A 23,646-nucleotide genomic window follows, 5' to 3' on the forward strand; every position below is an offset into this window, starting at 1 on the left:
GAAGCCTGACAAAAAGGACGCTATTTTGCCTGCTACCACCCGGTTACGTTCTATTGCGACAGTTTCAGTACCAGGAACTCTGCCCGAAAAACTCACCGCCATCGCGGCGGCGGGGTTTGATGGCGTAGAGATTTTTGAAGATGATTTACTCAAAAGCCCGGTCAAACCCATCGCCATCCGAAATCTGGCGGATTCGCTCGGATTACGGATTTTTCTGCTACAACCTTTCCGCGACTTTGAAGGCGTTCAGCCGGAAAAGCGTAATGAGAAGTTTGCCAGCGCGCGCCGGCAATTTGATCTGATGAATGAACTGGGGTGCGACCGCTTGCTGGTATGCAGTAATACCGACCCTGAAAGTTCAGCGGAGCGCGATGTACAGATTGCCGATCTCGCCGCACTGGCAGAAATGGCGCAGCCTCATGACATCCATATTGGCTTTGAGGCGCTGGCGTGGGGGAAACACATCAACCGTTACCGGCAGGCGTGGGATCGCGTGCGTGAAGTGAACCACCCGGCGCTGGGGATTGTGCTCGACAGCTTTCATATTCTCGCCGTGGGCGACAACCTCGACCGTCTGGATGAAGTGCCGCTGGAGAGAATCAGCTTCCTGCAACTGGCGGATGCGCCGTACAAAGACATGAACGTGCAGCAATGGAGCCGCAGTTACCGGTGTTATCCCGGCCAGGGCGACTTGCCGCTGGTGGATTTCGTCAGCACCCTGAACCGGAAAGGTTTTACCGGTCCGTGGTCGCTGGAAATCTTCAATGATAAAACCCTGCCGCTCGCAGAGGGCCTGAGTTCCCTGACGGAACTGGAACGACGCATGCAGGCTTACGACAAAACCCTTAACGCGTAATCTGATAACCCTTTTCACGCCAGATCGCCGGCAACTCGCGCATGTCGTGGAAAGTGGTCACCAGCGGATTGTTCAGCGGCGGGTTGTGCGGATCGGCGCAGTAATAAAATACCGGGATCCCGGCGGCGATCCCGGCCTGTGCGCCCGCCACGGAATCCTCAACCAGAATGCACGCTTCCACCGGAACGTCCATCACTTCGGCGGCTTTGTATAACACCGCCGGATCGGGTTTCCAGCGCTGTAAATCGTATCCGCTGAACAGTTTGTCGCCCATGAAAGGCAGCAGACCGGTGAGGCCGAGCGAGTGCTGCATTTTGGTGACCGGGCCGTTGGAGACCACACACATCGGCACGGAAATTTGCTCCAGCAGCTCCCGTGCGCCGTCAACCGGCTCAAGTTTGCTGTCGAAAAGCCGCGCAACGTGCTGGCGGAAAATCACTTCCATCTCCTCTTTTGGCACGTCGATACCGTGCTCTTTATTGACGATCTCAACGATTTCATAAAGCTTAACGCCTTTGTATTTCTTATACATTTCGTCAAAAGAAACCGTCACGCCAAAATGTGCAAACATCTCGACATAGGCTTCGCAGCACAACATTTCACTGTCCACCAGCGTACCGTCGCAATCAAAAAAGACACATTCAACCTGTGACATACTTTCTCCCTGTGAGTGTTTCATCTATTCGCGTGGTTTATGGCACTGTACCCGAACGATAGATTTAATCCCACACATCCAGTGCTGGCGCTTTACGGCTAAAATCCTTAGGATACCCCCCGATTGTTTTTCCCCCATTTTGGAACTCACTGATGAGCACACCACACAGCAATGCTAACGGCGGAAGAGGCCTGGCTGAACGTTTATTTAAACTGACGCAGCACGGCACAACGGTACGCACCGAAACTATCGCAGGCTTAACCACCTTCCTGACCATGGTCTACATCGTTTTCGTGAACCCGCAGATTCTGGGTGTCGCGGGCATGGATAAACAGGCCGTCTTTGTGACCACCTGTCTGATTGCCGCGTTTGGCAGCATTCTGATGGGCGTGATTGCCAACCTGCCGGTTGCACTGGCGCCAGCGATGGGTCTGAACGCCTTCTTCGCCTTTGTGGTGGTGGGTGCGATGGGCGTTTCATGGCAAATCGGGATGGGCGCTATTTTCTGGGGCGCTGTTGGCCTGCTGCTGCTGACAATTTTCCGTATCCGCTACTGGATGATCGCGAACATTCCGGTCAGCCTGCGCGTGGGGATTACCGCCGGTATCGGGCTGTTCATCGGCATGATGGGGCTGAAAAACGCCGGCATTATTGTCGCGAACCCGGATACCATCGTCACCATCGGCAATCTGACATCCCACAACGTCCTGCTGGGCGTGCTGGGCTTCTTCATTATTGCCGTACTGGCGTCACGTAACTTTCACGCTTCCGTTCTGGTGTCGATCGTAGTGACCACGGGCATTGGTCTGGCGATCGGTGACGTGCATTACAACGGTTTCTGGTCGATGCCGCCGAGCATCACCACCGTCGTCGGTCAGGTTGACCTGAAAGGCGCACTGAATATCGGTCTGGCAGGCGTAATTTTCTCCTTCATGCTGGTCAACCTGTTTGACTCCTCCGGTACGCTGATTGGCGTGACGGACAAAGCCGGTCTGGCGGATGAAAAGGGTAAATTCCCGCAGATGAAACAGGCACTGTACGTCGACAGTATTTCCTCTGTGGCGGGTGCTTTCATCGGGACATCTTCCGTTGGCGCGTATATCGAAAGTACGTCCGGCGTGTCCGTGGGGGGCCGCACCGGCCTGACCGCTGTCGTGACCGGTTTGCTGTTCCTGCTGGTGATCTTCATTTCCCCGCTGGCGGGCATGGTGCCGGAATATGCGGCAGCCGGAGCGCTAATTTATGTGGGCGTTCTGATGACCTCCAGCCTGGCGCGCGTTTCGTGGGATGACCTGACAGAAGCGGTTCCTGCTTTTGTGACGGCAGTAATGATGCCATTCAGCTTTTCCATCACAGAAGGCATTGCGCTGGGCTTCATCTCTTATGTGGTGATGAAACTGGGCACAGGCCGCTGGAGAGAGATCAGCCCGTGCGTCGTTGTTGTTGCCCTGCTGTTCGTGCTGAAAATCGCGTTTGTTGACGGGCATTAATCCGCACGCGATTCAGCGTCTGCGAACGATAAAAAAACAGCCCGCCACTTTCTGAAAGTGGCGGGCTGTTTGTATTTTAGCGGCTGAAAATTATTTGCTGACGCGGTGCGTATAGTCGGCAAATGCGGTCAGCTGGCCTCTGAGGAAATCCAGCGTCCCCTGATCGATAACTTCGCCGGTTTGGGCGTCGACTTTGTTCTGAATGACGCCACCCATAAACTCAGGCTTATTCATCACCATCGCATCAAGGAAGACCAGAATCTGACGCAGATGATACTGACAGCGTGCGCCGCCGACCGGTCCCATTGAACTGGTCTGAATCAGCACCGGTTTGCCCGCCAGTGGCTGGTCAGGCAAACGTGAAATCCAGTCGATGGCGTTCTTCAGTCCGCCGGGAACGGAATAGTTGTATTCCGGCGTCACGATGATCACACCGTCCGCCTGGCGGATTTGTTCCGCAATCGCGTTTAAATCGGCCGGAAACCCCTCTTCCTGCTGAATATCGGCATCGTACAACGGCAGAGTACCGATAGACGGTAACGCTTCAATGGTGACGCCCTCAGGCGCGACTTTCGGCAGCGTGCGCGCGACCATGGCGTTGTAAGAGGCTTTACGAAGACTACCTAACAGTGTGACAAACTTCAGAGGCTTAGCTGACATGGTTAACTCCTGTTATGGATGACTCTCTGATTCTTACCTTAAACGAAAAACGGCACGTCGATATACAAGGTTTTTGAAAACATGAGTGAAGTTTTATTTGGCAGGCGGCAGGCTGGTGAACTTCATGTAATGCAGTGAATCAGATTGCTGATCAACGGACAGCGTTTGTGTGCGGGTAAAACCATTTTCCGGTTCGTAGCGCCAGCACTGTAACCGGATAATCGACGGAGACTGCGCGCATGCCCAGGTAATCGACCCTTCAATATCACTCATCACCTGCGCCTCCGGCGTGACCGTCGAACGCAGGCGGCCGGAAGCCGGATTCAGGCTGAGTGTCAGCTGGCTTTGTTCGTTCAGGCCGGACATTTTCAGCATACTTTGACGTATGCACCAAAGCTGTAGGGAGGATTCAATCGGGTCGGACTGCATAGCAATCCAGGTTTTTTCGACGGCAGAAAGTTGCAGCTGGTGCTGCGGATTAACCAGTGCGCTGCGCGCGTGAATAATTTCGAGATCAAGACCGACTTTTCCTTCGCTGCTGATCAGCACACCGACGGTGCTGCCTGCATATGCCAGGCTGAAATCGGGAAGATCGGAGGATTCAAAACTCGGGCGGCCGCTCGGCAGGGTGATGACGTTAGGAAGTTCCGCAATACCGTAAAGATAGAAAATCATTTCGGCCAGTAAAACACGACCGTTTAAAAATCGTTTTCGTTGTTTTTCGGAAAGGTGTTTTGCGGATACAACAATTTCTCTGGGCAACCGATGTGTATCGGGTTCAGCTTCCGTCACAGCCCATCTTGCAAAGTGGCACGCCATTGTTCACTCCATGATTAATGGTTCGACCGTATTTTCTCTGTATTCGTGAAGAATAACATTAAGAGAAATCATTAAAAACCGCTTAAACCCCGCGTCCGCGCACACTCTTTTTACTTTTCAGAAAGTTTTTCATAACGATAAAGCGAAAGGAATCACTGTATTAACCGCATATTGAGAAAAAATCTCATCGGGACGATGTTCTGGTTTTTCACTCATATGATCCGGGTGCCAGATATATCTACTATAGCCTCATAAAGAAACCTCAGAAAATGCCGTTATAAGTTAAGCAGCGATCTCGCTGCTTTGCCTGTGAGTACCCTAAAATGTTAAAAACAACGCAATCCCGCTTTATCGCATTGATCAGCTTGTTTTTTATTGTGCTGGTCATCTTTACGCTCATCGTGATCCAGGTCTTTATTGCTCCTCAGCTGAAACAAACAGAAAGCACTCTGGTTGCGAATCAGGTTGATGATATCGCTGTCGTTATCAACGAACGGCTGAACAAAGTGGAATCTCAGGTGCGTACCATCACTCAAACCGTCGCACAAATGGACAGCGACAGCATTGACCGGTTGCTGCCCGCGCTGGTGGATCAATACGGTGATTCCGCCGTATTTGGGGGCGGTATCTGGCCGCTGCCGAACCAGCGCGACCCGGCAAAAATCAAATTCAGCACTTTCTTTGCACGTAACAGTAATAACCAACTGACGGTAAATACCTTCTGGAACAGTGCTGAATCGCCGAATTACTTCGAGCAATCCTGGTATCTTGCCGCTTCAAAAGGCGAAAAGGGCCAGTGTGTCTGGGCGCCTGCCTACTTTGATGACGCCAGTACACAGCCGCGTACCAACTGCGCGATGCCGATTTATAAAGGCGACAAACAGTGGGGCGTTGCCACCATCGACGTGACGCTGGGTTTCTTTAACCAGCTGGTGACGGAAATGGAGAAAAAGGTTCACGCGAAGATTTATATCGTCGAGAAAGACGGCACCCTCGTCGGTACCAGCCAGTCCACGGATGAAAAGCTGCCGAAGCTGGCTTCTCTGGGCGAACAATCTCCGCTGGTGGTGCAGATCCGCAAAAGTCTCGATCAGATTGACGGGCAGGCGAATCTGGTTGCCGACTACGACAACAACGGTACGTCTCACACGATGTTCATGAGCAACATTCAGGGGCCGTGGTATATCGCCACCGATATGCCAACCAGCCAGTTGCTGACGCGGACGCATGGCATCCTGCAAAGTCTGGGTCTGGTGCAAATTCCAATGGTGATTTTGCTGCTGGTTGTGCTGATCCTGGCGATCAAAATCTTTATGCGTCAGCTGGATGCGCTGCATAAAAATATCAGCCAGCTTTCCGCTGGTGGCGCTGATCTGACCCTCCGCCTGCCAGAAAGCCGCAGTCCGGAATTCAACCGTGTAAATCAGAGCTTTAACCAGTTCCTGTCATTCCTGCAATCGATCCTCCGTCAGGTCGGCGACAGCAGTCTGGCGATCACCTCGGCATCGCGCGAAATCGCCAGCGGTAACATGGATCTCTCCGGGCGTACCGAAGAACAGGCGAGTTCGATTGTTGAAACGGCGGCGTCCATGGAACAGCTGACCAGCACCGTGAAACAGAACGCCGCCAACGCCGAAGGCGCTAACCAGCTGGCGCGCGATGCGTCTGCGGTGGCGCAGAAAGGGTCGGAAGTGGTGAAACAGGTGGTCGATACCATGGGTTCGATCACCCGTTCCTCGCACAAAATTGTCGATATCATCAGCGTGATCGACGGTATTGCTTTCCAGACCAACATTCTGGCGCTGAATGCCGCCGTTGAAGCGGCCCGTGCGGGCGAACAGGGGCGCGGATTTGCCGTCGTGGCTTCGGAAGTGCGCAGCCTGGCGCAACGTTCTGCTACGTCTGCCCGCGAAATCAAAAAACTGATTGAAGATTCCGTCGCGGATATCACCACTGGCAGCCAGCTGGTGGCAACCGCCGGAACGACGATGGATGAAGTGATGGGCGGCGTGAATAACGTAGCGACGCTGATGAACGAAATCATGTCTTCCAGTCAGGAGCAAAGCCTCGGTATCGAGCAGGTGAACGTTGCAATCACCCAGCTGGATAACGCCACTCAGCAGAATGCGGCGCTGGTGGAACAGGTTTCTGCGGCCGCTCAGGCCATGCAGGATCAGACCGTTCAGCTGGAAACCGTGGTGGCGGGCTTTAAGCTCTGATTGTTTTTTTCACTGTAAATCGAACGGTAAGTGAGCGATCACTTACCGTTTTTTTATGGAAGGAATAATCAGTAGAAATCGTTTTCTGTCATGTAGTTAATCAGACTGTTCAGTTTCGCCCGCGGGCGGAAATCGGGCAGATAAACCACATGCACGGCGCGCGGTGTGGGAATGAAAGACTCGAGAACCGGAATAAGCCTGCCGCGGAGAATATCTTCGGCCAGCAGCACCTTCGGCTGAAGCAGTAAACCGGCTCCTTCCAGCGCGGCATTGCGCAATGCATGGCCATCGTTGGAGACATACCGGCTGTTCACCGGCCACGCCGACGTGGTTTGCCCGGCGTTCGCCAGATGCCAGCCTTCACTCTGATTCCACACGGAGTGGATCAGGCACGGATGCGTTTTCAGATCTTCCGGCGATTCGAGTGTGCCGTTGCGCTGCAAATACTCCGGCGATGCGCAAATCACCATTTCATAGGGTTTCAGTGGCCTGGCGACCAGCCGGTCATCCCCGATTTCACCAATACGGATGGCGAGATCGAAATTTTCGCCGATTAAATCGACGCGGGCATTGCTCAGCACCAGTTCCACTTTGACCTGAGGGTAGAGATTCAGATAACGGGCGAGCATCGGCGCAATCACGCTGGAGCCTAAAGAAACTGGCGCACTGACGCGCAGCAATCCGGTGGGAACGCTTTGCAGGCTTTCCATTGCGCTTTCCGTTAATTTCATCTGCTCCAGCACCCGTTTGCCGTTTTCATAAAACACTTCACCGGCATCGGTCAGGCTTTGCCTGCGGGTGGTGCGCTGCAACAGACGGGCATTCAGATGCTTTTCCAGCTGCTGGATATGCTTGCCGACCATCACTGCCGAGATCCCCAGCTTTTCGGCCGCAGTACTGAAATTTCCGGTTTCTACTACGCTGACAAAGACTTCAATATTTCGCAGCTTATCCACATTACAAACCCTGAGTTAGAACAGAACGAATAATACGAGTCTATATCTAACCCTGAGTTTGGTAAAAGATGAACTTACCAACAACATTGAGGAGTCTGTGATGAAAATTTTAGTGATTGGCGGGACTGGTACATTGGGGAGCGCTGTGGTGCGTGAGTTTGCCGATGATCATGAGGTGATCACTGCAGGTAAAACGCACGGTGATTTTCAGGTCGATATTACCGATGAAAGCAGCGTCCGGGCGCTTTTCAAAAACGCAGGGAAGGTCGATGCGATTATCGCCACCACCGGCAGCCTGCACTTTGGCCCGCTTACTGAAATGACCGCAGAACAATTCAATATTGGTTTGCAGGACAAACTGCTCGGGCAGGTACGTATTGCGCTGATCGGTCAGTCATTCCTGAACGAGAGGGGTTCCATCACGCTGACCAGCGGGATTATTGCTGATGAACCTATCCGTCAGGGAGCAAACGCCACCACGGTAAATGCGGCTGTAGAAGGTTTTGTGCAGGGGGCGGCGATCGAACTCCCGCGTGGTATCCGCATCAACGTGGTTAGCCCGACCGTCGTGGAAGAGTCACTGAAAGCTTACGGTTCATTCTTTCCGGGTTTTGAAGCAGCACCGGCAGCACGCGTGGCGAAAGCCTATCGTCGCAGCGTGGAAGGGGCGCAGACCGGACGCGTTTATAAAGTCTGGTAAGGCTAATACGTTGAAAAAAATTAAAAACCCACATTTTACAATGTGGGTTTTGTTTGTTGCCAGGAGGGAATTATTTACCGATACAGAAACTCGAGAAAATGCGCCCCAGCAAATCATCAGATGTGAATTCGCCGGTGATTTCACTCAGTGACTGTTGTGCAAGGCGTAACTCTTCCGCCAGTAATTCACCTGCCCATGCGCCAAGCAGCTGATCTTTACCCTGAACCAGATGTTGTGCCGCGTCTTCCAGCGCCTGCAAGTGACGACGACGGGCAAGAAATCCGCCTTCCATGTTGTGATTAAAGCCCATCACCTGTTTCAGATGATCGCGCAGCAGATCCACGCCGTCGCCGGTGCGGGCAGAAAGGCGAATAAGTGAGTGACCATTCACTTCGGTTTGCCCCAGTGCTTCGGCGGTAATATCGGCTTTATTGCGTACCACGACGATAGGTAAAGAAGCGGGAAGGCGTGCCATAAACTCGGGCCAGATTTCAGCAGGTTCAGTCGCAGCCGTTGTGGTGCCGTCAACCATAAACAGCACTAAGTCTGCCTGTTCGATCTCATTCCATGCACGTTCGATACCAATGCGCTCAACTTCGTCGCTGGCTTCACGTAAACCGGCGGTATCAATAATGTGCAAAGGCATGCCGTCGAGATGAATATGCTCGCGCAGAACGTCGCGCGTGGTGCCCGCGATGTCGGTCACAATCGCCGCTTCACGACCGGCCAGCGCGTTCAGCAGGCTGGATTTACCGGCGTTCGGGCGTCCGGCAATCACCACTTTCATCCCTTCACGCAGCAGGCTGCCCTGACGGGCTTCAGCACGTACCGCATCGAGATCGCCCATCACCGTATTAAGTTTGGCTTCGATTTTGCCGTCTGACAGAAAGTCGATTTCCTCATCCGGGAAGTCGATAGCCGCTTCGACAAAGATCCGCAGGTGAGTGAGTGCTTCCACCAGATGATGAATACGGTTCGAGAATGCGCCCTGAAGCGAGTTAACCGCCGAGCGTGCGGCCTGCTCGGAGCTGGCGTCGATAAGATCGGCAATTGCTTCTGCCTGTGCCAGATCCAGCTTATCGTTGAGGAAAGCACGCTCAGAGAATTCGCCCGGACGCGCAATACGCACGTTTTCCAGCGCGATAATGCGTTTGAGCAGTAAATCGAGGATCACCGGTCCGCCGTGGCCTTGTAACTCAAGCACGTCTTCGCCGGTGAAGGAATTAGGGCCGGGGAACCACAACGCGATGCCCTGATCCAGCGTACTGCCATCCGCATCCTGAAATGGCAGATAGTCGGCGTAACGCGGCTTTGGCAGTTTACCTAAGACAGCCTGTGCAACATCACGCGCCGCACGGCCAGAAATGCGCAAAATGCCCACACCACCGCGGCCGGGTGGGGTGGCCTGGGCGATAATGGTATCTGAGGTGCTCATAACGTTTTTCCCATCGGGTATTTACGGATATGCAAAAGGCGATCAAATGATCGCCTTTGTTTTTATCATCAAGTTTAGCTGTCAGGACGGAAGCCGCCCTGACATTCACTTATGACTTTTTCTTGTCGCGGCTGTGCAGGCCGCGTTTTTCCAGCCCGCGATAAATCAGCTGCTGCTGGAGAATGGTTACCAGGTTACTGACGATGTAGTACACCACCAGACCGGACGGGAACCACAGGAAGAACACAGTGAAGATGACCGGCATGAAGGTCATGATCTTCTGCTGCATCGGGTCAGTGACGGTGGTCGGCGACATCTTCTGAATGAAGAACATCGTGATACCCATTATGACCGGCAGAATGTAGTACGGGTCTTGCGCTGACAGGTCATGGATCCACAGGATGAACGGCGCGTGGCGCAATTCAATGGAACCAGACAGCATGTAATACAGTGCCAGGAAGATTGGCATCTGAATAACCAGCGGCAGACAGCCACCCAGCGGGTTCACTTTCTCAGACTTATACAGCGCCATCATTTCCTGACTCATGCGCTGTTTGTCATCACCGATACGTTCACGCATCGCGGCCAGTTTCGGCTGCAACATGCGCATTTTCGCCATCGACGTGTACTGAGCACGGGTCAGCGGGTACATGATACCGCGCACGATGAAGGTGATAACAATGATTGAGAAGCCCCAGTTGCCGACGAAGCTGTTAATGAATTTCAACAGTTTGAACAGCGGCTGAGAAATGAACCATAACCAACCGTAATCGACTGTCAGGTCAAGGTGTGGCGCGATAGCGGCCATTTTGTCCTGAATTTCCGGGCCCACCCACAGGATTGAAGCAACCTGTTGTTGTGCGCCAGGGGCAACGGTGAACGGTGTGCCTTTAAAGCCAATCGATGAGATACCGTTGTTGGTGGTCGTGAAGAATGTGTTGGTGTCCTTCGCTGACGGGATCCACGCCGTTGCAAAATACTGCTGCAACATAGCAATCCAACCGCCCTGTGTGGTGACATTCAGCGCTTCGCTCTTATCGAACGCATACTTCTGATATTTGTCATCACTTGAAGAGTAAGCCGCGCCACGGAACGTATGCAAAGCAAAGTTATTGCTGCCAGTATCGCGGTGCTTAGGCAAGTCGGTGGTTTGTTTGAGCTGGCCAAACATGGTCAGTTCAAGCGGGGCAGCTGTGGTGTTGTTGACGTTGTACTCAACATTCACCGCATAGGAGCCACGTTTGATCACGAAAGTTTTGGTAAAGATGGCACCGTTTTGAGCCGTATAGGTCATCGGGATGCGCAGTTCAGACTGGCCTTCTGCCAGAGTGAACGAATCCGAGCTGGCCTGGAACAGAGGACGTTCGCCGTTCGCCGGATTATCTGGACCATTTTTACCTGTCAGACCGCTTTGTGCCTGATAGATGAAATTAGGAGTGGTTTCCAGTAACTGGAAAGGCTGGTCAGAGCCCAAAGATGTAGGGTAAGCAGTCAGCAGAGCCTGCTCAATGTCGCCACCACGGGTGTTGATCGTTAATGACAGCACATCACTGTTAACTGTAATTAATTTGCCCTGTCCGCTACCAGGAACAGCCTGGTTAGCAGCATCACCGTTTGCAGTGTTCGCAGTCTGTTGCGTGGTCTGGTTGGCGGGTTGCGGAGCGTGGTCCGTTTGCCATGCCTGCCAGATCATGAAAGACACGAACAGCAGAGCGATGAGGAAAAGATTGCGTTGCGAATCCATCGTTAGTGTTCTCTGTTATTGTCGGTTTTCGGCGGTACGGGGTCATCACCACCTGGGTTCAAAGGATGGCATTTTAATACGCGTTTCAAAGTCAACCAACTGCCTTTTAACATGCCAAAACGACCAATTGCTTCAATACCGTATTGAGAGCAGGTTGGTCGAAAGCGGCAATGTGGCCCGAGCAACGGACTGATGAACAACTGATAACCACGTATCAGCTTTATCAAGATGCGGGAGCCTGTCGGCAATGTCGACGCCATAATTTCTCCAACGCTTCCGTCAGCGCGCGATTATCTAAATCGGCGACACCCTTCTTGGCCACAACCACAAAATCCATCGACGGCAGCGTATGCTGATTCAACCGGAAACTTTCGCGGGTAAGGCGTTTAATCCGATTGCGTTCATGTGCGCGTTTGACGTGTTTTTTTGCGACGGTGAGACCGATGCGGGGATGCCCCAGCTCGTTCAGGCGGCCGAGTATCGTAATTTGCGGCGTGCCAGCCCGTTGTGGCTGCTGGAAGACGAAAGTGAAATGACGGGGAGTTAACAAACGTAACTCCCTGGGAAAAGCGAGCTTAACCACTAAATAGGTTAGCTTTTATTACTTAGAAGCTGACAGACGGGTACGGCCTTTCGCACGACGGCGAGCCAGAACCTGACGACCATTTTTGGTGGCCATACGAGCACGGAAGCCGTGGCTACGGTTGCGCTTCAATACGGACGGTTGGAAAGTGCGTTTCATGGCGATTTCTACCTAAACTTAAATTATTACTGATCAGTAAACGCGAAGACATTTCGGCGAAAAAACGACCGGTGCCTTTGTCGCAACATATAAAGAAGCGGGATTGTAATAACTGTACAGTCCTGAGTCAATTTACATTGCCAGAAATGGTTCAAGTGTTTACCAGAATTGCCCGTGGTCACACCGCAATATCCATCTGGTTATGACCATCAGGAACACAGGCTTCACACGTAGGGCTGAGGATTATACGGACTCTGCCGCAAATCGCAAGGATCCTCGCCTGATCCTTATCCACAGGGCTGAGATCTTTCTCTCAATGTGATGAAAATTAGCTCAGCGGACTCCTATTTTTTCAGCAGAGTGATGATTACATCGCCTAATTTTAAAAGGATCGGCTAAGCTTACCCACTCGCTGACTGCTGCCTGTGGATAAAAAGGATCTAAACTGTCAGGAAGGGGAGGATCTCTGTGCCGGATTGCGTTATGATCCGCCATTCCGATCGCGATCCCGGCTGGGTGGCTTTCGACAAAAACCGCAAAAAGCGGTTCGCACGTGACTTTACGCCACTGACAGGGTGGTGAGAGAAATTTCCCCCTTCTATGGGCGGGACGTGTGCCAAAAATCATGATTTAAAAAATATCCTGATCCTTTTCTTTTTTGATACTTGTTCGAGTGGAGTCCGCCGTGTCACTTTCGCTTTGGCAGCAATGTCTTGCCCGTTTGCAGGATGAACTACCTGCCACAGAATTCAGTATGTGGATACGCCCCCTACAGGCGGAACTCAACGACAATACGCTGGCGCTTTACGCCCCGAATCGTTTTGTCCTTGATTGGGTTCGTGACAAATACTTAAACAATATTAACGGCTTGCTCAACGATTTCTGTGGGGCGGATGCACCGTTGCTCCGTTTTGAAGTCGGCAGCAAACCGGTGATGCAACGCGTCAGTCAGCCCGTTGCGGCCAGCGTCAGCTCTCAGGCTGCGCCCGCTATTCCGCGTCTGGCACCTTCACGTCCAAGCTGGGACAGTTCGCCTGCTCAGCCTGAGCTTTCCTACCGCTCGAACGTCAATCCGAAACACACTTTTGATAACTTCGTAGAAGGTAAGTCTAACCAGCTGGCCCGCGCGGCGGCGCGTCAGGTGGCGGATAATCCGGGCGGCGCCTACAACCCGCTTTTCCTTTATGGTGGCACCGGTCTGGGTAAAACCCACTTATTGCATGCAGTCGGTAACGGCATCATGGCGCGTAAAGCCAATGCAAAAGTGGTGTACATGCACTCGGAGCGATTTGTGCAGGACATGGTAAAAGCCCTGCAAAACAACGCCATTGAAGAGTTCAAGCGTTACTACCGTTCTGTCGATGCGTTGCTCATCGATGACATTCAATTCTTTGCTAATAAAGAACGTTCACAGGAAGAGTTCTTTCACACCTTTAATGCCCTGCTGGAAGGCAATCAGCAGATCATCCTGACCTCGGATCGCTATCCAAAAGAGATCAACGGTGTTGAAGATCGTCTGAAATCGCGTTTCGGCTGGGGCCTGACGGTAGCGATTGAGCCGCCTGAATTAGAAACCCGCGTGGCGATCCTGATGAAAAAGGCCGACGAGAACGATATCCGTCTGCCGGGCGAAGTTGCCTTCTTTATTGCTAAACGTCTGCGTTCTAATGTGCGTGAGCTTGAAGGCGCACTGAACCGCGTGATCGCCAATGCCAACTTTACCGGCCGCGCGATTACCATCGACTTCGTTCGTGAAGCACTGCGCGATTTGCTGGCGCTTCAGGAGAAGCTGGTCACTATCGATAATATTCAGAAAACAGTGGCCGAATATTATAAAATCAAGGTCGCTGACCTGCTCTCCAAACGGCGCTCCCGTTCGGTAGCCCGCCCACGCCAGATGGCGATGGCGCTGGCGAAAGAGCTGACCAACCACAGCCTGCCAGAAATCGGCGATGCGTTCGGTGGTCGGGACCATACCACGGTGTTGCACGCCTGCCGTAAAATCGAGCAGTTGCGTGAAGAAAGTCACGACATCAAAGAAGATTTCTCCAACTTAATCAGAACATTATCTTCCTAGCGCTATGAAATTTATTGTTGAACGTGAGCATTTGCTGAAACCACTGCAACAGGTCAGTAGCCCGCTGGGTGGACGACCGACGTTGCCTATTCTGGGTAACCTGTTATTACAGGTGACGGATGGCGCGCTGTCGCTGACCGGGACGGATTTGGAAATGGAGATGGTGGCGAAAGTTGCGCTGTCTCAGCCACATGAAGCCGGGGCGACCACCGTTCCTGCGCGTAAATTCTTTGATATCTGCCGTGGATTGCCCGAAGGCGCGGAAATTTCCGTCGCTCTTGATGGCGACCGCATGCTGGTAAAATCAGGCCGCAGCCGTTTCTCGCTGTCGACCTTACCGGCCACAGATTTCCCTAATCTCGACGACTGGCAAAGCGAGGTGGAATTCACCCTGCCGCAGGCCACGTTGAAACGTCTGATTGAAGCTACGCAGTTTTCTATGGCACATCAGGACGTTCGTTATTATTTAAACGGCATGCTGTTTGAAACCGAAGGTGAAGAACTGCGTACCGTGGCGACCGACGGTCACCGTCTGGCCGTCTGTTCTATGCCAATCGGCCAGTCTCTGCCATCGCATTCGGTGATCGTGCCGCGTAAAGGCGTGATGGAACTGGTTCGTCTGCTTGACGGCGGCGACACCACGCTGCAACTGCAAATCGGTAGCAACAACATCCGTGCGCACGTCGGTGACTTCATTTTCACTTCCAAGCTGGTTGATGGCCGTTTCCCTGATTATCGCCGCGTATTGCCGAAGAATCCGGACAAAACGTTGCAGGCAGGTTGTGACCTGCTGAAACAGGCCTTTGCCCGTGCGGCCATTCTTTCTAACGAAAAATTCCGTGGTGTGCGTTTGTACGTCAGCCATAACCAGCTGAAAATCACTGCGAATAACCCGGAACAGGAAGAAGCAGAAGAAATTCTGGATGTCGGTTACGAAGGCACCGAAATGGAAATCGGCTTTAACGTCAGTTACGTACTTGATGTGCTCAATGCCCTCAAGTGCGAAGACGTTAATCTGCTGCTGACAGACTCCGTCTCCAGCGTGCAGATCGAAGACGCTGCGAGTCAGTCAGCGGCCTACGTTGTTATGCCTATGAGGCTCTAGTCTGAATTAATGGCCTTAACGCGCTTACTGATAAAAGATTTCCGCAACATCGAGGCGGCGGATTTAGATCCGTCGCCCGGTTTTAACTTTCTGGTCGGTCCCAATGGCAGCGGTAAAACCAGCGTGCTCGAAGCGGTCTATACGCTGGGGCATGGCCGCGCTTTTCGCAGTTTGCAGGCCGGACGTGTTATCCGTCACGATCAGCCGGAGTTTGTTCTTCATGCCCGTGTGGATGATGGCGGTGATCGTGAGCTGTCGATTGGCTTGAGCAAAAGCCGCCAGGGTGACAGCAAAGTGCGTATTGATGGCAGTGACGGCCACAAAGTGTCTGAACTTGCACAAATGCTGCCGATGCAACTGATCACACCCGAAGGTTTCACCCTGCTCAATGGCGGGCCGAAATACCGGCGGGCATTTATCGACTGGGGCTGTTTTCATCACGACCCCGGTTTTTTTATCGCCTGGAGCAACCTGCGACGGTTACTCAAGCAGCGCAACGCCGCGCTGCGACAGGTGACTCGTTATGCGCAAATTCGTGCCTGGGATCAGGAATTGATTCCGTTAGCCGAGCGCATTAGCGAATGGCGGGCAGCATACAGCGACGCGATCGCGGCTGATATCAGCGCGACCTGCGCGCAATTCCTGCCTGAATTCGCCCTCAGTTTTTCTTTCCAGCGTGGATGGGACAAGGAAACGGAGTATGGCGAGTTGCTGGAGCGTAATTTTGAGCGCGACAGAGCCTTAACCTATACCGCATCAGGCCCGCATAAGGCGGATTTCCGCATTCGTGCCGACGGCACGCCGGTGGAAGATTTACTGTCCCGAGGGCAGCTGAAATTACTGATGTGTGCGCTGAGACTGGCGCAGGGTGAGTTTCTCACCCGACAGAGCGGGCGGCGTTGCCTGTATCTTCTTGACGATTTTGCCTCTGAGCTGGACGCCGACCGACGTCGGTTGCTGGCCGATCGCCTTAAAGCCACCCAGGCACAGGTTTTTGTCAGTGCGATTAGCGCTGAACAAGTGACCGACATGATGGGTGAAAAGGGCAAGATGTTCCGCGTGGAACAAGGTAAAATAGCCGTTCTATCACAGGACTAAAAATGAGCGAGAAACGTTGATGTCGAATTCTTATGACTCCTCAAGTATCAAGGTATTAAAAGGGCTGGACGCGGTGCGTAAGCGCCCCGGCATGTATATCGGCGATACCGATGACGGCACTGGTCTGCACCACATGGTATTCGAGGTTGTGGACAACGCTATCGACGAAGCCCTCGCGGGCCACTGTAAAGAGATTCAGGTCACGATCCATGCGGATAACTCTGTTTCCGTACAGGATGATGGCCGTGGTATTCCGACCGGTATTCACGAAGAAGAGGGCGTTTCTGCTGCTCAGGTCATCATGACCGTTCTTCACGCTGGCGGTAAATTTGACGATAACTCGTATAAAGTCTCCGGCGGTCTGCATGGCGTGGGTGTTTCCGTCGTTAACGCCCTGTCGGAAAAACTGGAACTGGTTATCCGCCGCGAAGGAAAAGTCCATACCCAGACTTACGTACACGGTGAGCCGCAGGATCCGCTAAAAGTCATTGGCGATACTGACGTAACCGGTACCACGGTGCGTTTCTGGCCGAGCTTTAACACCTTCACCAATCACACCGAATTCGAGTATGACATTCTGGCGAAACGCCTGCGCGAACTGTCATTCCTGAACTCCGGCGTGGCTATCCGCCTGCTGGACAAACGTGATGGGAAGAACGATCACTTCCATTATGAAGGCGGTATCAAAGCTTTCGTGGAATATCTGAACAAAAACAAAACTCCAATTCATCCGACCGTGTTCTATTTCTCCACGGTAAAAGATGACATTGGCGTTGAAGTGGCGTTGCAGTGGAACGATGGTTTCCAGGAAAACATTTACTGTTTCACCAACAACATTCCACAGCGTGATGGCGGGACTCACTTAGCCGGTTTCCGTTCGGCAATGACCCGTACCCTGAACGCGTACATGGATAAAGAGGGCTACAGCAAGAAATCCAAAATCAGCGCCACCGGTGACGATGCCCGTGAAGGCCTGATTGCTGTGGTTTCTGTGAAGGTTCCGGATCCGAAGTTCTCTTCCCAGACCAAAGACAAACTGGTTTCTTCCGAAGTGAAAACGGCTGTTGAAACGCTGATGAACGAGAAGCTGGTGGATTACCTGATGGAAAACCCGTCAGACGCCAAAATCGTTGTCGGCAAAATCATCGATGCGGCGCGTGCCCGTGAAGCGGCGCGTAAAGCCCGCGAAATGACCCGTCGTAAAGGCGCGCTGGATCTGGCTGGCTTGCCAGGCAAACTGGCAGATTGTCAGGAACGCGACCCGGCTCATTCCGAACTGTACTTAGTGGAAGGGGACTCAGCGGGCGGCTCTGCAAAACAAGGCCGTAACCGTAAGAACCAGGCGATTCTGCCGCTCAAAGGTAAAATCCTCAACGTCGAGAAAGCGCGCTTTGACAAAATGCTTTCTTCTCAGGAAGTGGCAACGCTGATTACCGCGCTCGGTTGCGGCATTGGCCGTGACGAATACAACCCGGACAAACTGCGCTATCACAGCATCATCATCATGACCGATGCCGACGTCGATGGTTCACACATCCGTACCTTGCTGCTGACCTTCTTCTATCGTCAGATGCCTGAAATTGTAGAACGTGGCCATGTATTTATCGCACAGCCGCCATTGTACAAAGTCAAAAAAGGCAAGCAGGAACAGTATATTAAAGACGACGAAGCGATGGATCAGTATCAGATTTCCATTGCGATGGACGGGGCAACGTTACACGCCAACGCCCATGCACCAGCCCTGGCGGGTGAACCGCTGGAAAAACTGGTGGCTGAACATCACAGCGTGCAGAAAATGATTGGCCGTATGGAACGTCGTTATCCGCGTGCGCTGCTGAATAACCTGATTTATCAGCCGACCCTGCCGGGCGCGGATCTGACCGATCAGGCGAAAGTTCAGGCGTGGATGGAATCGCTGGTGGCGCGCCTTAACGAGAAAGAGCAGCACGGCAGTTCTTACAGCGCGATCGTCCGTGAAAACCGTGAGCATCAGCTGTTCGAACCGGTTCTGCGTATCCGTACGCACGGCGTCGATACCGATTACGATCTGGATGCAGACTTCATTCAGGGCGGCGAATACCGCAAAATCTGTGCGCTCGGCGAACAGCTGCGCGGCCTGATCGAAGAAGATGCCTTCATCGAACGTGGCGAACGCCGTCAGCCAGTGACCAGCTTTGAGCAGGCGCTGGAATGGCTGGTGAAAGAGTCCCGTCGTGGTCTGTCGATTCAGCGATACAAAGGTTTGGGCGAAATGAACCCTGATCAGCTGTGGGAAACCACAATGGATCCTGAGCAACGTCGCATGTTACGTGTGACCGTTAAAGACGCCATTGCCGCTGACCAGTTGTTCACCACGCTGATGGGCGATGCGGTTGAACCGCGCCGCGCTTTCATCGAAGAGAACGCCCTGAAAGCTGCCAACATCGATATCTGATAACGGCATAAGCTGATAAAGAGTCCGAACCGGGAAACCGCTTCGGACTTTTTTTTTCGTCTGACGCAGCCCGCATTCCGGCTGGCTTTACAGCGGGTAATCGCGTTAGCATTGATGAAGACTTTTCAAACTCTGAGGATGCTATGGCTATTGAATTAATTGCAATTGATATGGACGGGACGTTGCTCAATCCGCAGCATGAAGTGACACCGGCCGTTAAAAAAGCGTTGTCAGAAGCGCGGGCGAAAGGTGTGCAAATCGTTCTGGCAACCGGACGTCCCTTCGTCGGTGTACAGCGCTATCTGATGGAACTGGATTTGCAGCAGGACGGATGCTACTGCATCACCAATAACGGTGCGCTGGTGCATAATGCGAAAGATGGCAGCGTGATTGCCGAAGTATCCCTCACAATTGAAGATTATCACTACTTTGAACAACTGGCACGTGAGTTGGGTGTGCATTTCCATGCGCTGACTAAAACCGACCTGTTTACTGCCAACCCCTTTATCAGCAAATACAGCGTGCACGAGTCCTTCACTACGGGCATTCCGCTGCAATTCTGTCCGGCAGAGGAAATGGATCCTGCGCTGACCTTCCCGAAAGTCATGATGATTGATGATCCCGAGTTGCTGGACAGCGCCATCAGCCAGCTGCCAGCAGAAGCAAAAGAAAACTACACCATCATGAAAAGCTCGCCGTATTTCCTCGAAATTCTCGATAAGCGCGTCAACAAAGGCGAAGGCGTGAAAGTGCTGGCGGAAAAACTGGGTATCGCGCGCGAAAGCGTGATGACGCTGGGTGACCAGGAAAACGACATTGCGATGCTGGAATACGCCGGAATCGGCGTCGCGATGGGCAATGCGCTGGACAGCGTCAAAGCCGTCAGCCAGTTCGTCACCAAAACCAACACCGAAGACGGTGTCGCGTTTGCGGTGAATAAGTTCGTGTTAGGTCACTAAATCCCTCCTGATATTCCCGGCCTGTTTTTCTGAAACCAGGCCGTTCACGACCATCTCCCCCTCCTGATCCCTTCCTTCCTGATGAATATACCTGAATTGTCTGTTTTGTGATCTGGATTGTAGTACAAAGTAATTGTTTGGTACTACTATTCCCATGCATTCTGCAGGGAAGCTTATAAGATTGTGCAACAATCCAGAGACCGGCAAGGGTCTGAGCGGTAAAGTAGGGTTTTATCCTTCAGCCCCGGAGAAGTTATGCCTTCACATGAACTCAGTAAAACCGACCGTCTGGTCCTGGAAATGGGCCAGCAAATTGTCAGCGGAAAATACATCCCCGGCGCGGCACTGCCTTCAGAAATGGAGCTTTGCGAGCAGTTTGAGACATCGCGCAACATTATCCGCGAAGTGCTGCGCTCGCTGACGGCGAAACGGCTGGTCGAAATCAAACGTTATCGCGGCGCTTTTGTCAGTCCGCGAAATCAGTGGAATTACCTCGATACCGACGTTTTGCAGTGGGTACTGGCCAGTGATTACGACCCGCGACTGATCGCTGCCATGAGTGAAGTACGTAATCTGGTGGAGCCGGCGATTGCGCGCTGGGCAGCCGAAAGGGCGACCTCCGGTGAACTGGCGGTGATCGAAGAAGCGCTGAACAACATGATCGCTAATCATCAGGACCGCGATGCGTTTAACGAAGCGGATATTGGCTTCCATGAAGCGGTGCTGGCGGCGGTACATAACCCGGTTTTACAGCAGCTGAGTGTTGCTATCAGCTCATTGCAACGTGCGGTATTTGAAAGAACCTACATGCCAGATGACAACAACATGCCGGTCACCTTGCAGGAACATCAGGAATTGTTCCACGCAATCCGGCATCAGGATGCCAACGCGGCGGAGCAGGCGGCCATGAAAATGATTGCCTCTTCGACGAAACGACTCAAGGACATTACATGACAGCAAGCTATATCGCGCTGGACTGGGGTTCCACCAACCTGCGCGCTTTTTTGTATCAGCAGGGAGAATGCACCGCAGAAGTCCGTTCAGAACGGGGAATTACCCGGCTGGAAGGCACCACGCCACAGCAGGTATTCAACGACGTGATTGCGCCGTGGCAATCCTTAAATCTCCCCGTGATTATGGCGGGGATGATTGGCAGTAACGCTGGCTGGGTGGATGTACCTTATCTTGCCGCACCGTTTTCCCTCGATGCGCTCGGGCAACATCTTTACCCTGTCCACGCCGCATTGCCGGTAAAAGCATGGATTGTGCCGGGGATCAGCGTCAGTCGTGACGACAACTGCAACGTGATGCGCGGCGAAGAAACTCAGCTGCTCGGCGCGGTTCATGATTCTCCTGCCTCCGTGTATCTGATGCCCGGCACCCACAGTAAATGGGTTGAGACTGACGGCAGTCAGGTTCTTGATTTTCGGACAGCCATGACCGGCGAACTTCACTATCTTCTGATGAATCATTCGCTGATCGGCAAAGGTTTACCCGCGCAGCAACCTGCCGCCGATGTCTTCCTGCAAGGGCTCAGCAAAGGTTTAAGCCAGCCGGACATCACCGGTCGCTTATTTGAAGTGCGCGCGGCGCATGTGCTGAACCGGCTGGACAAATCTGCCGTCAGCGACTGGCTTTCCGGCTTACTGATTGGTAGTGAAGTCGCGCAGATGCTCAGGCTTTTTGGCCATCATCATTCGGTCACCCTCATCGGAAATCAGCAGCTGACTGAACGTTACGCGCAGGCACTGCGTCTGGCGGGAGTCAGCTGGCAGGCTTTCGACGGCGATCAGGCTTTTCAATCAGGAATAAGGAGGATCGTAAATGCAATGGGCAACTGAAATCCCGCTTATCGCCATTCTGCGTGGCATTCGTCCGCAGGAAGTGAATCAGCATATTTCCGTCCTGCTGGAGGCCGGTTTTGACGCGGTAGAAATCCCGCTCAATTCACCGGACTGGCAGGAAAGTATCCGGCTGGCAGTAAGCACGTTTGGCGCGCAGGCGCTTTTGGGTGCGGGTACCGTGCTGGAACCGCAGCAGGTTGATGTACTTCATTCGCTTGGCAGCAAACTGGTGGTCACGCCGAATATCAATCCGCAGGTCATTCGCCGGGCGGTCGAACTGGGGATGACGGTTTGCGCCGGTTGCGCGACCGCCACCGAAGCGTTTACAGCACTGGAAGCCGGTGCGCAGGCGCTGAAAATCTTCCCGTCATCGGCTTTCGGCCCCGACTACATCAAAGCCCTGAAAGCGGTGCTGCCCGCACGTGTTCCGGTATTTGCCGTCGGCGGTGTGACGCCTGAAAATCTGGCGATCTATCTCAATGCGGGCTGTGCCGGTGCAGGCCTCGGCAGCGATTTATACCGCGCAGGGCAGACGCCAGAAACGACGTCGCTCCAGGCCAAAGCATTTATCCAGGCTTATAAGGATGCAACACAATGAAAGTCACCAAGCTGACCACTTACCGCCTGCCACCGCGATGGATGTTTCTGAAGATTGAAACCGATGAAGGTATAACGGGCTGGGGCGAACCGGTTATCGAAGGGCGTGCGCGCAGCGTTGAAGCGGCGGTCCATGAATTGAGTGAATACGTTATCGGGCAGGATCCGGCGCGTATTAACGACATCTGGCAGACGTTGTATCGTGGCGGATTTTACCGTGGCGGCCCGATCCTGATGAGTGCGATTTCAGGTATCGATCAGGCACTGTGGGACATCAAAGGTAAAGCGCTGGGCGTACCGGTTTATCAGCTGCTGGGCGGTCTGGTGCGCGATAAAATCAAAGCCTACAGTTGGGTGGGCGGTGACCGGCCATCAGAGCTGATTGATGGCATCAACAAACTGCGCGCCATCGGATTTGATACCTTCAAACTGAACGGTTGTGAAGAAATGGGCATTATCGAAAACGCCCGTCAGGTGGATGCTGCCGTCGCACAGGCTGCGCAAATCCGCGCTGAGTTCGGCAATGAAATTGAGTTTGGTCTGGATTTCCATGGTCGTGTCAGTGCGCCGATGGCAAAAATCCTGATCAAAGAACTCGAACCGTATCGCCCGTTATTTATCGAAGAACCGGTGCTGGCCGAGCAGGCCGAGTATTACCCGCGTCTTGCCGCACAAACGCATATTCCGATTGCGGCCGGTGAACGCATGTTCTCACGCTTTGATTTCAAACGCGTGCTGGCCGATGGTGGTCTGGCGATCGTGCAACCTGATCTCTCGCACGCTGGCGGGATCACCGAATGCTTCAAAATTGCGGCGATGGCCGAATCCTACGATGTCGCGCTGGCTCCGCATTGTCCGCTCGGGCCGATTGCGCTGGCTTCCTGTCTGCATCTTGATTTCGTCTCGCGTAATGCCGTGCTTCAGGAACAAAGTATGGGTATTCATTATAACAAGGGCGCGGAATTACTCGATTTTGTTATTAATAAAGACGACTTCAAAATGACCGACGGTTATTTCTATCCGTTAAATAAACCCGGTCTGGGCGTGGAAATAAATGAAGAGTTAGTGATTGAACGAAGTAAAAATGCTCCTGACTGGCGTAACCCGTTGTGGCGTTATCCTGACGGTGCCGTCGCTGAATGGTAATTACCTGTCATCTTTCAAACGTTTTCTGCGTTGGCTGCTTTCATTCACCCAGGTCACTTACTTAAGTAAGTTCCCGGGGATTCTTTCCATTGCCGCCTTGATAACGTTCG

Annotated in this window: 22 protein-coding genes; 13 read left to right on the forward strand and 9 right to left on the reverse strand. The window is 53.0% G+C overall.

Annotated features, from left to right (window positions below; translation table 11 throughout):
• Positions 1-25: 25 nt before the first annotated feature.
• Positions 26-856 (forward strand): sugar phosphate isomerase/epimerase family protein, encoded by an 831-nt coding sequence (locus GW579_RS17440; protein ID WP_152323754.1) that lies wholly within the window; start codon positions 26-28, stop codon positions 854-856.
• Here GW579_RS17440 and yieH read toward each other — a convergent pair.
• Positions 846-1,511 carry a 6-phosphogluconate phosphatase gene (gene yieH, locus GW579_RS17445; protein ID WP_152323753.1) on the reverse strand — a complete coding sequence of 222 codons (666 nt, stop codon included), beginning with the start codon at positions 1,509-1,511 and terminating at the stop codon, positions 846-848. The two genes, GW579_RS17440 and yieH, sit on opposite strands and share 11 nt — an antisense overlap.
• Before the next feature lie 152 nt (positions 1,512-1,663).
• On the opposite strand from yieH, the gene GW579_RS17450 reads away from it, so the two are divergent.
• A complete protein-coding gene (locus GW579_RS17450) occupies positions 1,664-3,001 on the forward strand; it encodes an NCS2 family permease (RefSeq protein WP_165060642.1) in 1,338 nt (445 codons plus the stop codon).
• Positions 3,002-3,091: 90 nt separating this feature from the next.
• Here the strand turns inward: GW579_RS17450 and GW579_RS17455 are convergent, their stop codons facing one another.
• Together GW579_RS17455 and GW579_RS17460 are read right to left on the reverse strand one after the other, a co-directional pair.
• A complete protein-coding gene (locus tag GW579_RS17455; RefSeq protein WP_152323751.1) occupies positions 3,092-3,661 on the reverse strand; it encodes an NADPH-dependent FMN reductase in 570 nt (189 codons plus the stop codon).
• Between the two features lie 93 nt (positions 3,662-3,754).
• The gene (locus GW579_RS17460; protein ID WP_152323750.1) at positions 3,755-4,480 is read right to left on the reverse strand and encodes a 4'-phosphopantetheinyl transferase family protein; all 726 of its coding nucleotides are present in this window, start codon (positions 4,478-4,480) and stop codon (positions 3,755-3,757) included.
• Between the two features lie 323 nt (positions 4,481-4,803).
• Between GW579_RS17460 and GW579_RS17465 the strand changes: the two genes are divergently transcribed.
• Positions 4,804-6,699, forward strand: a complete 1,896-nt coding sequence (locus tag GW579_RS17465) for a methyl-accepting chemotaxis protein (RefSeq protein WP_165060645.1) — start codon at positions 4,804-4,806, stop codon at positions 6,697-6,699.
• Between the two features lie 68 nt (positions 6,700-6,767).
• On the opposite strand, the gene GW579_RS17470 is transcribed toward GW579_RS17465, so the two are convergent.
• Positions 6,768-7,655, reverse strand: a complete 888-nt coding sequence (locus tag GW579_RS17470; protein ID WP_165060648.1) for a LysR substrate-binding domain-containing protein — start codon at positions 7,653-7,655, stop codon at positions 6,768-6,770.
• Positions 7,656-7,755: 100 nt separating this feature from the next.
• Here GW579_RS17470 and GW579_RS17475 point away from each other — a divergent pair, with 100 nt between their 5' ends.
• Entirely contained in the window at positions 7,756-8,355 is a 600-nt protein-coding gene (locus GW579_RS17475; RefSeq protein WP_165060651.1) for a short chain dehydrogenase, read from the forward strand.
• A gap of 70 nt (positions 8,356-8,425) precedes the next feature.
• Here GW579_RS17475 and mnmE read toward each other — a convergent pair whose 3' ends face one another.
• The 5 genes from mnmE to rpmH form a co-directional block, all read right to left on the reverse strand.
• Complete coding sequence (gene mnmE / locus GW579_RS17480; RefSeq protein ID WP_165060654.1) at positions 8,426-9,790, reverse strand: tRNA uridine-5-carboxymethylaminomethyl(34) synthesis GTPase MnmE; 1,365 nt, start codon at positions 9,788-9,790, stop codon at positions 8,426-8,428.
• Between the two features lie 109 nt (positions 9,791-9,899).
• The gene (gene yidC / locus GW579_RS17485; protein WP_165060657.1) at positions 9,900-11,534 is read right to left on the reverse strand and encodes a membrane protein insertase YidC; all 1,635 of its coding nucleotides are present in this window, start codon (positions 11,532-11,534) and stop codon (positions 9,900-9,902) included.
• Positions 11,535-11,536: 2 nt separating this feature from the next.
• The gene (gene yidD / locus GW579_RS17490; protein ID WP_095924029.1) at positions 11,537-11,794 is read right to left on the reverse strand and encodes a membrane protein insertion efficiency factor YidD; all 258 of its coding nucleotides are present in this window, start codon (positions 11,792-11,794) and stop codon (positions 11,537-11,539) included.
• Positions 11,758-12,117 (reverse strand): ribonuclease P protein component, encoded by a 360-nt coding sequence (gene rnpA, locus GW579_RS17495; protein ID WP_071823635.1) that lies wholly within the window; start codon positions 12,115-12,117, stop codon positions 11,758-11,760. Before rnpA ends, yidD begins: the two co-directional genes overlap by 37 nt.
• Positions 12,118-12,135: 18 nt before the next feature.
• A complete protein-coding gene (gene rpmH, locus GW579_RS17500; RefSeq protein WP_009637487.1) occupies positions 12,136-12,276 on the reverse strand; it encodes a 50S ribosomal protein L34 in 141 nt (46 codons plus the stop codon).
• Positions 12,277-12,961: 685 nt separating this feature from the next.
• Between rpmH and dnaA the strand changes: the two genes are divergently transcribed.
• The 9 genes from dnaA to dgoD all read left to right on the forward strand — a co-directional run bounded on the left by dnaA (position 12,962) and on the right by dgoD (position 23,536).
• Complete coding sequence (gene dnaA, locus GW579_RS17505; RefSeq protein WP_152323743.1) at positions 12,962-14,353, forward strand: chromosomal replication initiator protein DnaA; 1,392 nt, start codon at positions 12,962-12,964, stop codon at positions 14,351-14,353.
• A gap of 4 nt (positions 14,354-14,357) precedes the next feature.
• Entirely contained in the window at positions 14,358-15,458 is a 1,101-nt protein-coding gene (gene dnaN / locus GW579_RS17510) for a DNA polymerase III subunit beta (protein WP_013573353.1), read from the forward strand.
• 9 nt (positions 15,459-15,467) lie between these two features.
• The gene (recF, locus tag GW579_RS17515; RefSeq protein ID WP_152323742.1) at positions 15,468-16,556 is read left to right on the forward strand and encodes a DNA replication/repair protein RecF; all 1,089 of its coding nucleotides are present in this window, start codon (positions 15,468-15,470) and stop codon (positions 16,554-16,556) included.
• Positions 16,557-16,575: 19 nt separating this feature from the next.
• Complete coding sequence (gyrB, locus tag GW579_RS17520; protein ID WP_165060661.1) at positions 16,576-18,990, forward strand: DNA topoisomerase (ATP-hydrolyzing) subunit B; 2,415 nt, start codon at positions 16,576-16,578, stop codon at positions 18,988-18,990.
• A gap of 143 nt (positions 18,991-19,133) precedes the next feature.
• Complete coding sequence (yidA, locus tag GW579_RS17525; protein ID WP_165060664.1) at positions 19,134-19,949, forward strand: sugar-phosphatase; 816 nt, start codon at positions 19,134-19,136, stop codon at positions 19,947-19,949.
• Between the two features lie 255 nt (positions 19,950-20,204).
• Positions 20,205-20,903: a FadR/GntR family transcriptional regulator gene (locus GW579_RS17530; RefSeq protein ID WP_152323739.1), complete on the forward strand. Its 699-nt coding sequence runs from the start codon at positions 20,205-20,207 to the stop codon at positions 20,901-20,903.
• Positions 20,900-21,790: a 2-dehydro-3-deoxygalactonokinase gene (locus tag GW579_RS17535; protein WP_165060667.1), complete on the forward strand. Its 891-nt coding sequence runs from the start codon at positions 20,900-20,902 to the stop codon at positions 21,788-21,790. The genes GW579_RS17530 and GW579_RS17535 overlap by 4 nt, the downstream gene beginning before the upstream one ends.
• The gene (locus GW579_RS17540) at positions 21,774-22,391 is read left to right on the forward strand and encodes a 2-dehydro-3-deoxy-6-phosphogalactonate aldolase (RefSeq protein WP_165060670.1); all 618 of its coding nucleotides are present in this window, start codon (positions 21,774-21,776) and stop codon (positions 22,389-22,391) included. The genes GW579_RS17535 and GW579_RS17540 overlap by 17 nt, the downstream gene beginning before the upstream one ends.
• Complete coding sequence (gene dgoD, locus GW579_RS17545) at positions 22,388-23,536, forward strand: galactonate dehydratase (RefSeq protein WP_152323736.1); 1,149 nt, start codon at positions 22,388-22,390, stop codon at positions 23,534-23,536. Before GW579_RS17540 ends, dgoD begins: the two co-directional genes overlap by 4 nt.
• The last annotated feature ends 110 nt before the right edge of the window (positions 23,537-23,646 follow it).

It is taken from the genome of Rahnella contaminans (genome assembly GCF_011065485.1).
GTDB lineage: Bacteria > Pseudomonadota > Gammaproteobacteria > Enterobacterales > Enterobacteriaceae > Rahnella > Rahnella contaminans.

Coding starts and splice junctions, on each gene's coding strand:
- yieH (WP_152323753.1), bottom strand. CDS start 1,511: ATGTCACAGGTTGAATGTGTCTTTTTTGATTGCGACGGTACGCTGGTG.
- GW579_RS17450 (WP_165060642.1), top strand. CDS start 1,664: ATGAGCACACCACACAGCAATGCTAACGGCGGAAGAGGCCTGGCTGAA.
- GW579_RS17455 (WP_152323751.1), bottom strand. CDS start 3,661: ATGTCAGCTAAGCCTCTGAAGTTTGTCACACTGTTAGGTAGTCTTCGT.
- GW579_RS17460 (WP_152323750.1), bottom strand. CDS start 4,480: ATGGCGTGCCACTTTGCAAGATGGGCTGTGACGGAAGCTGAACCCGAT.
- GW579_RS17465 (WP_165060645.1), top strand. CDS start 4,804: ATGTTAAAAACAACGCAATCCCGCTTTATCGCATTGATCAGCTTGTTT.
- GW579_RS17475 (WP_165060651.1), top strand. CDS start 7,756: ATGAAAATTTTAGTGATTGGCGGGACTGGTACATTGGGGAGCGCTGTG.
- mnmE (WP_165060654.1), bottom strand. CDS start 9,790: ATGAGCACCTCAGATACCATTATCGCCCAGGCCACCCCACCCGGCCGC.
- yidC (WP_165060657.1), bottom strand. CDS start 11,534: ATGGATTCGCAACGCAATCTTTTCCTCATCGCTCTGCTGTTCGTGTCT.
- yidD (WP_095924029.1), bottom strand. CDS start 11,794: ATGGCGTCGACATTGCCGACAGGCTCCCGCATCTTGATAAAGCTGATA.
- rpmH (WP_009637487.1), bottom strand. CDS start 12,276: ATGAAACGCACTTTCCAACCGTCCGTATTGAAGCGCAACCGTAGCCAC.
- dnaN (WP_013573353.1), top strand. CDS start 14,358: ATGAAATTTATTGTTGAACGTGAGCATTTGCTGAAACCACTGCAACAG.
- recF (WP_152323742.1), top strand. CDS start 15,468: ATGGCCTTAACGCGCTTACTGATAAAAGATTTCCGCAACATCGAGGCG.
- gyrB (WP_165060661.1), top strand. CDS start 16,576: ATGTCGAATTCTTATGACTCCTCAAGTATCAAGGTATTAAAAGGGCTG.
- yidA (WP_165060664.1), top strand. CDS start 19,134: ATGGCTATTGAATTAATTGCAATTGATATGGACGGGACGTTGCTCAAT.
- GW579_RS17530 (WP_152323739.1), top strand. CDS start 20,205: ATGCCTTCACATGAACTCAGTAAAACCGACCGTCTGGTCCTGGAAATG.
- GW579_RS17535 (WP_165060667.1), top strand. CDS start 20,900: ATGACAGCAAGCTATATCGCGCTGGACTGGGGTTCCACCAACCTGCGC.
- GW579_RS17540 (WP_165060670.1), top strand. CDS start 21,774: ATGCAATGGGCAACTGAAATCCCGCTTATCGCCATTCTGCGTGGCATT.
- dgoD (WP_152323736.1), top strand. CDS start 22,388: ATGAAAGTCACCAAGCTGACCACTTACCGCCTGCCACCGCGATGGATG.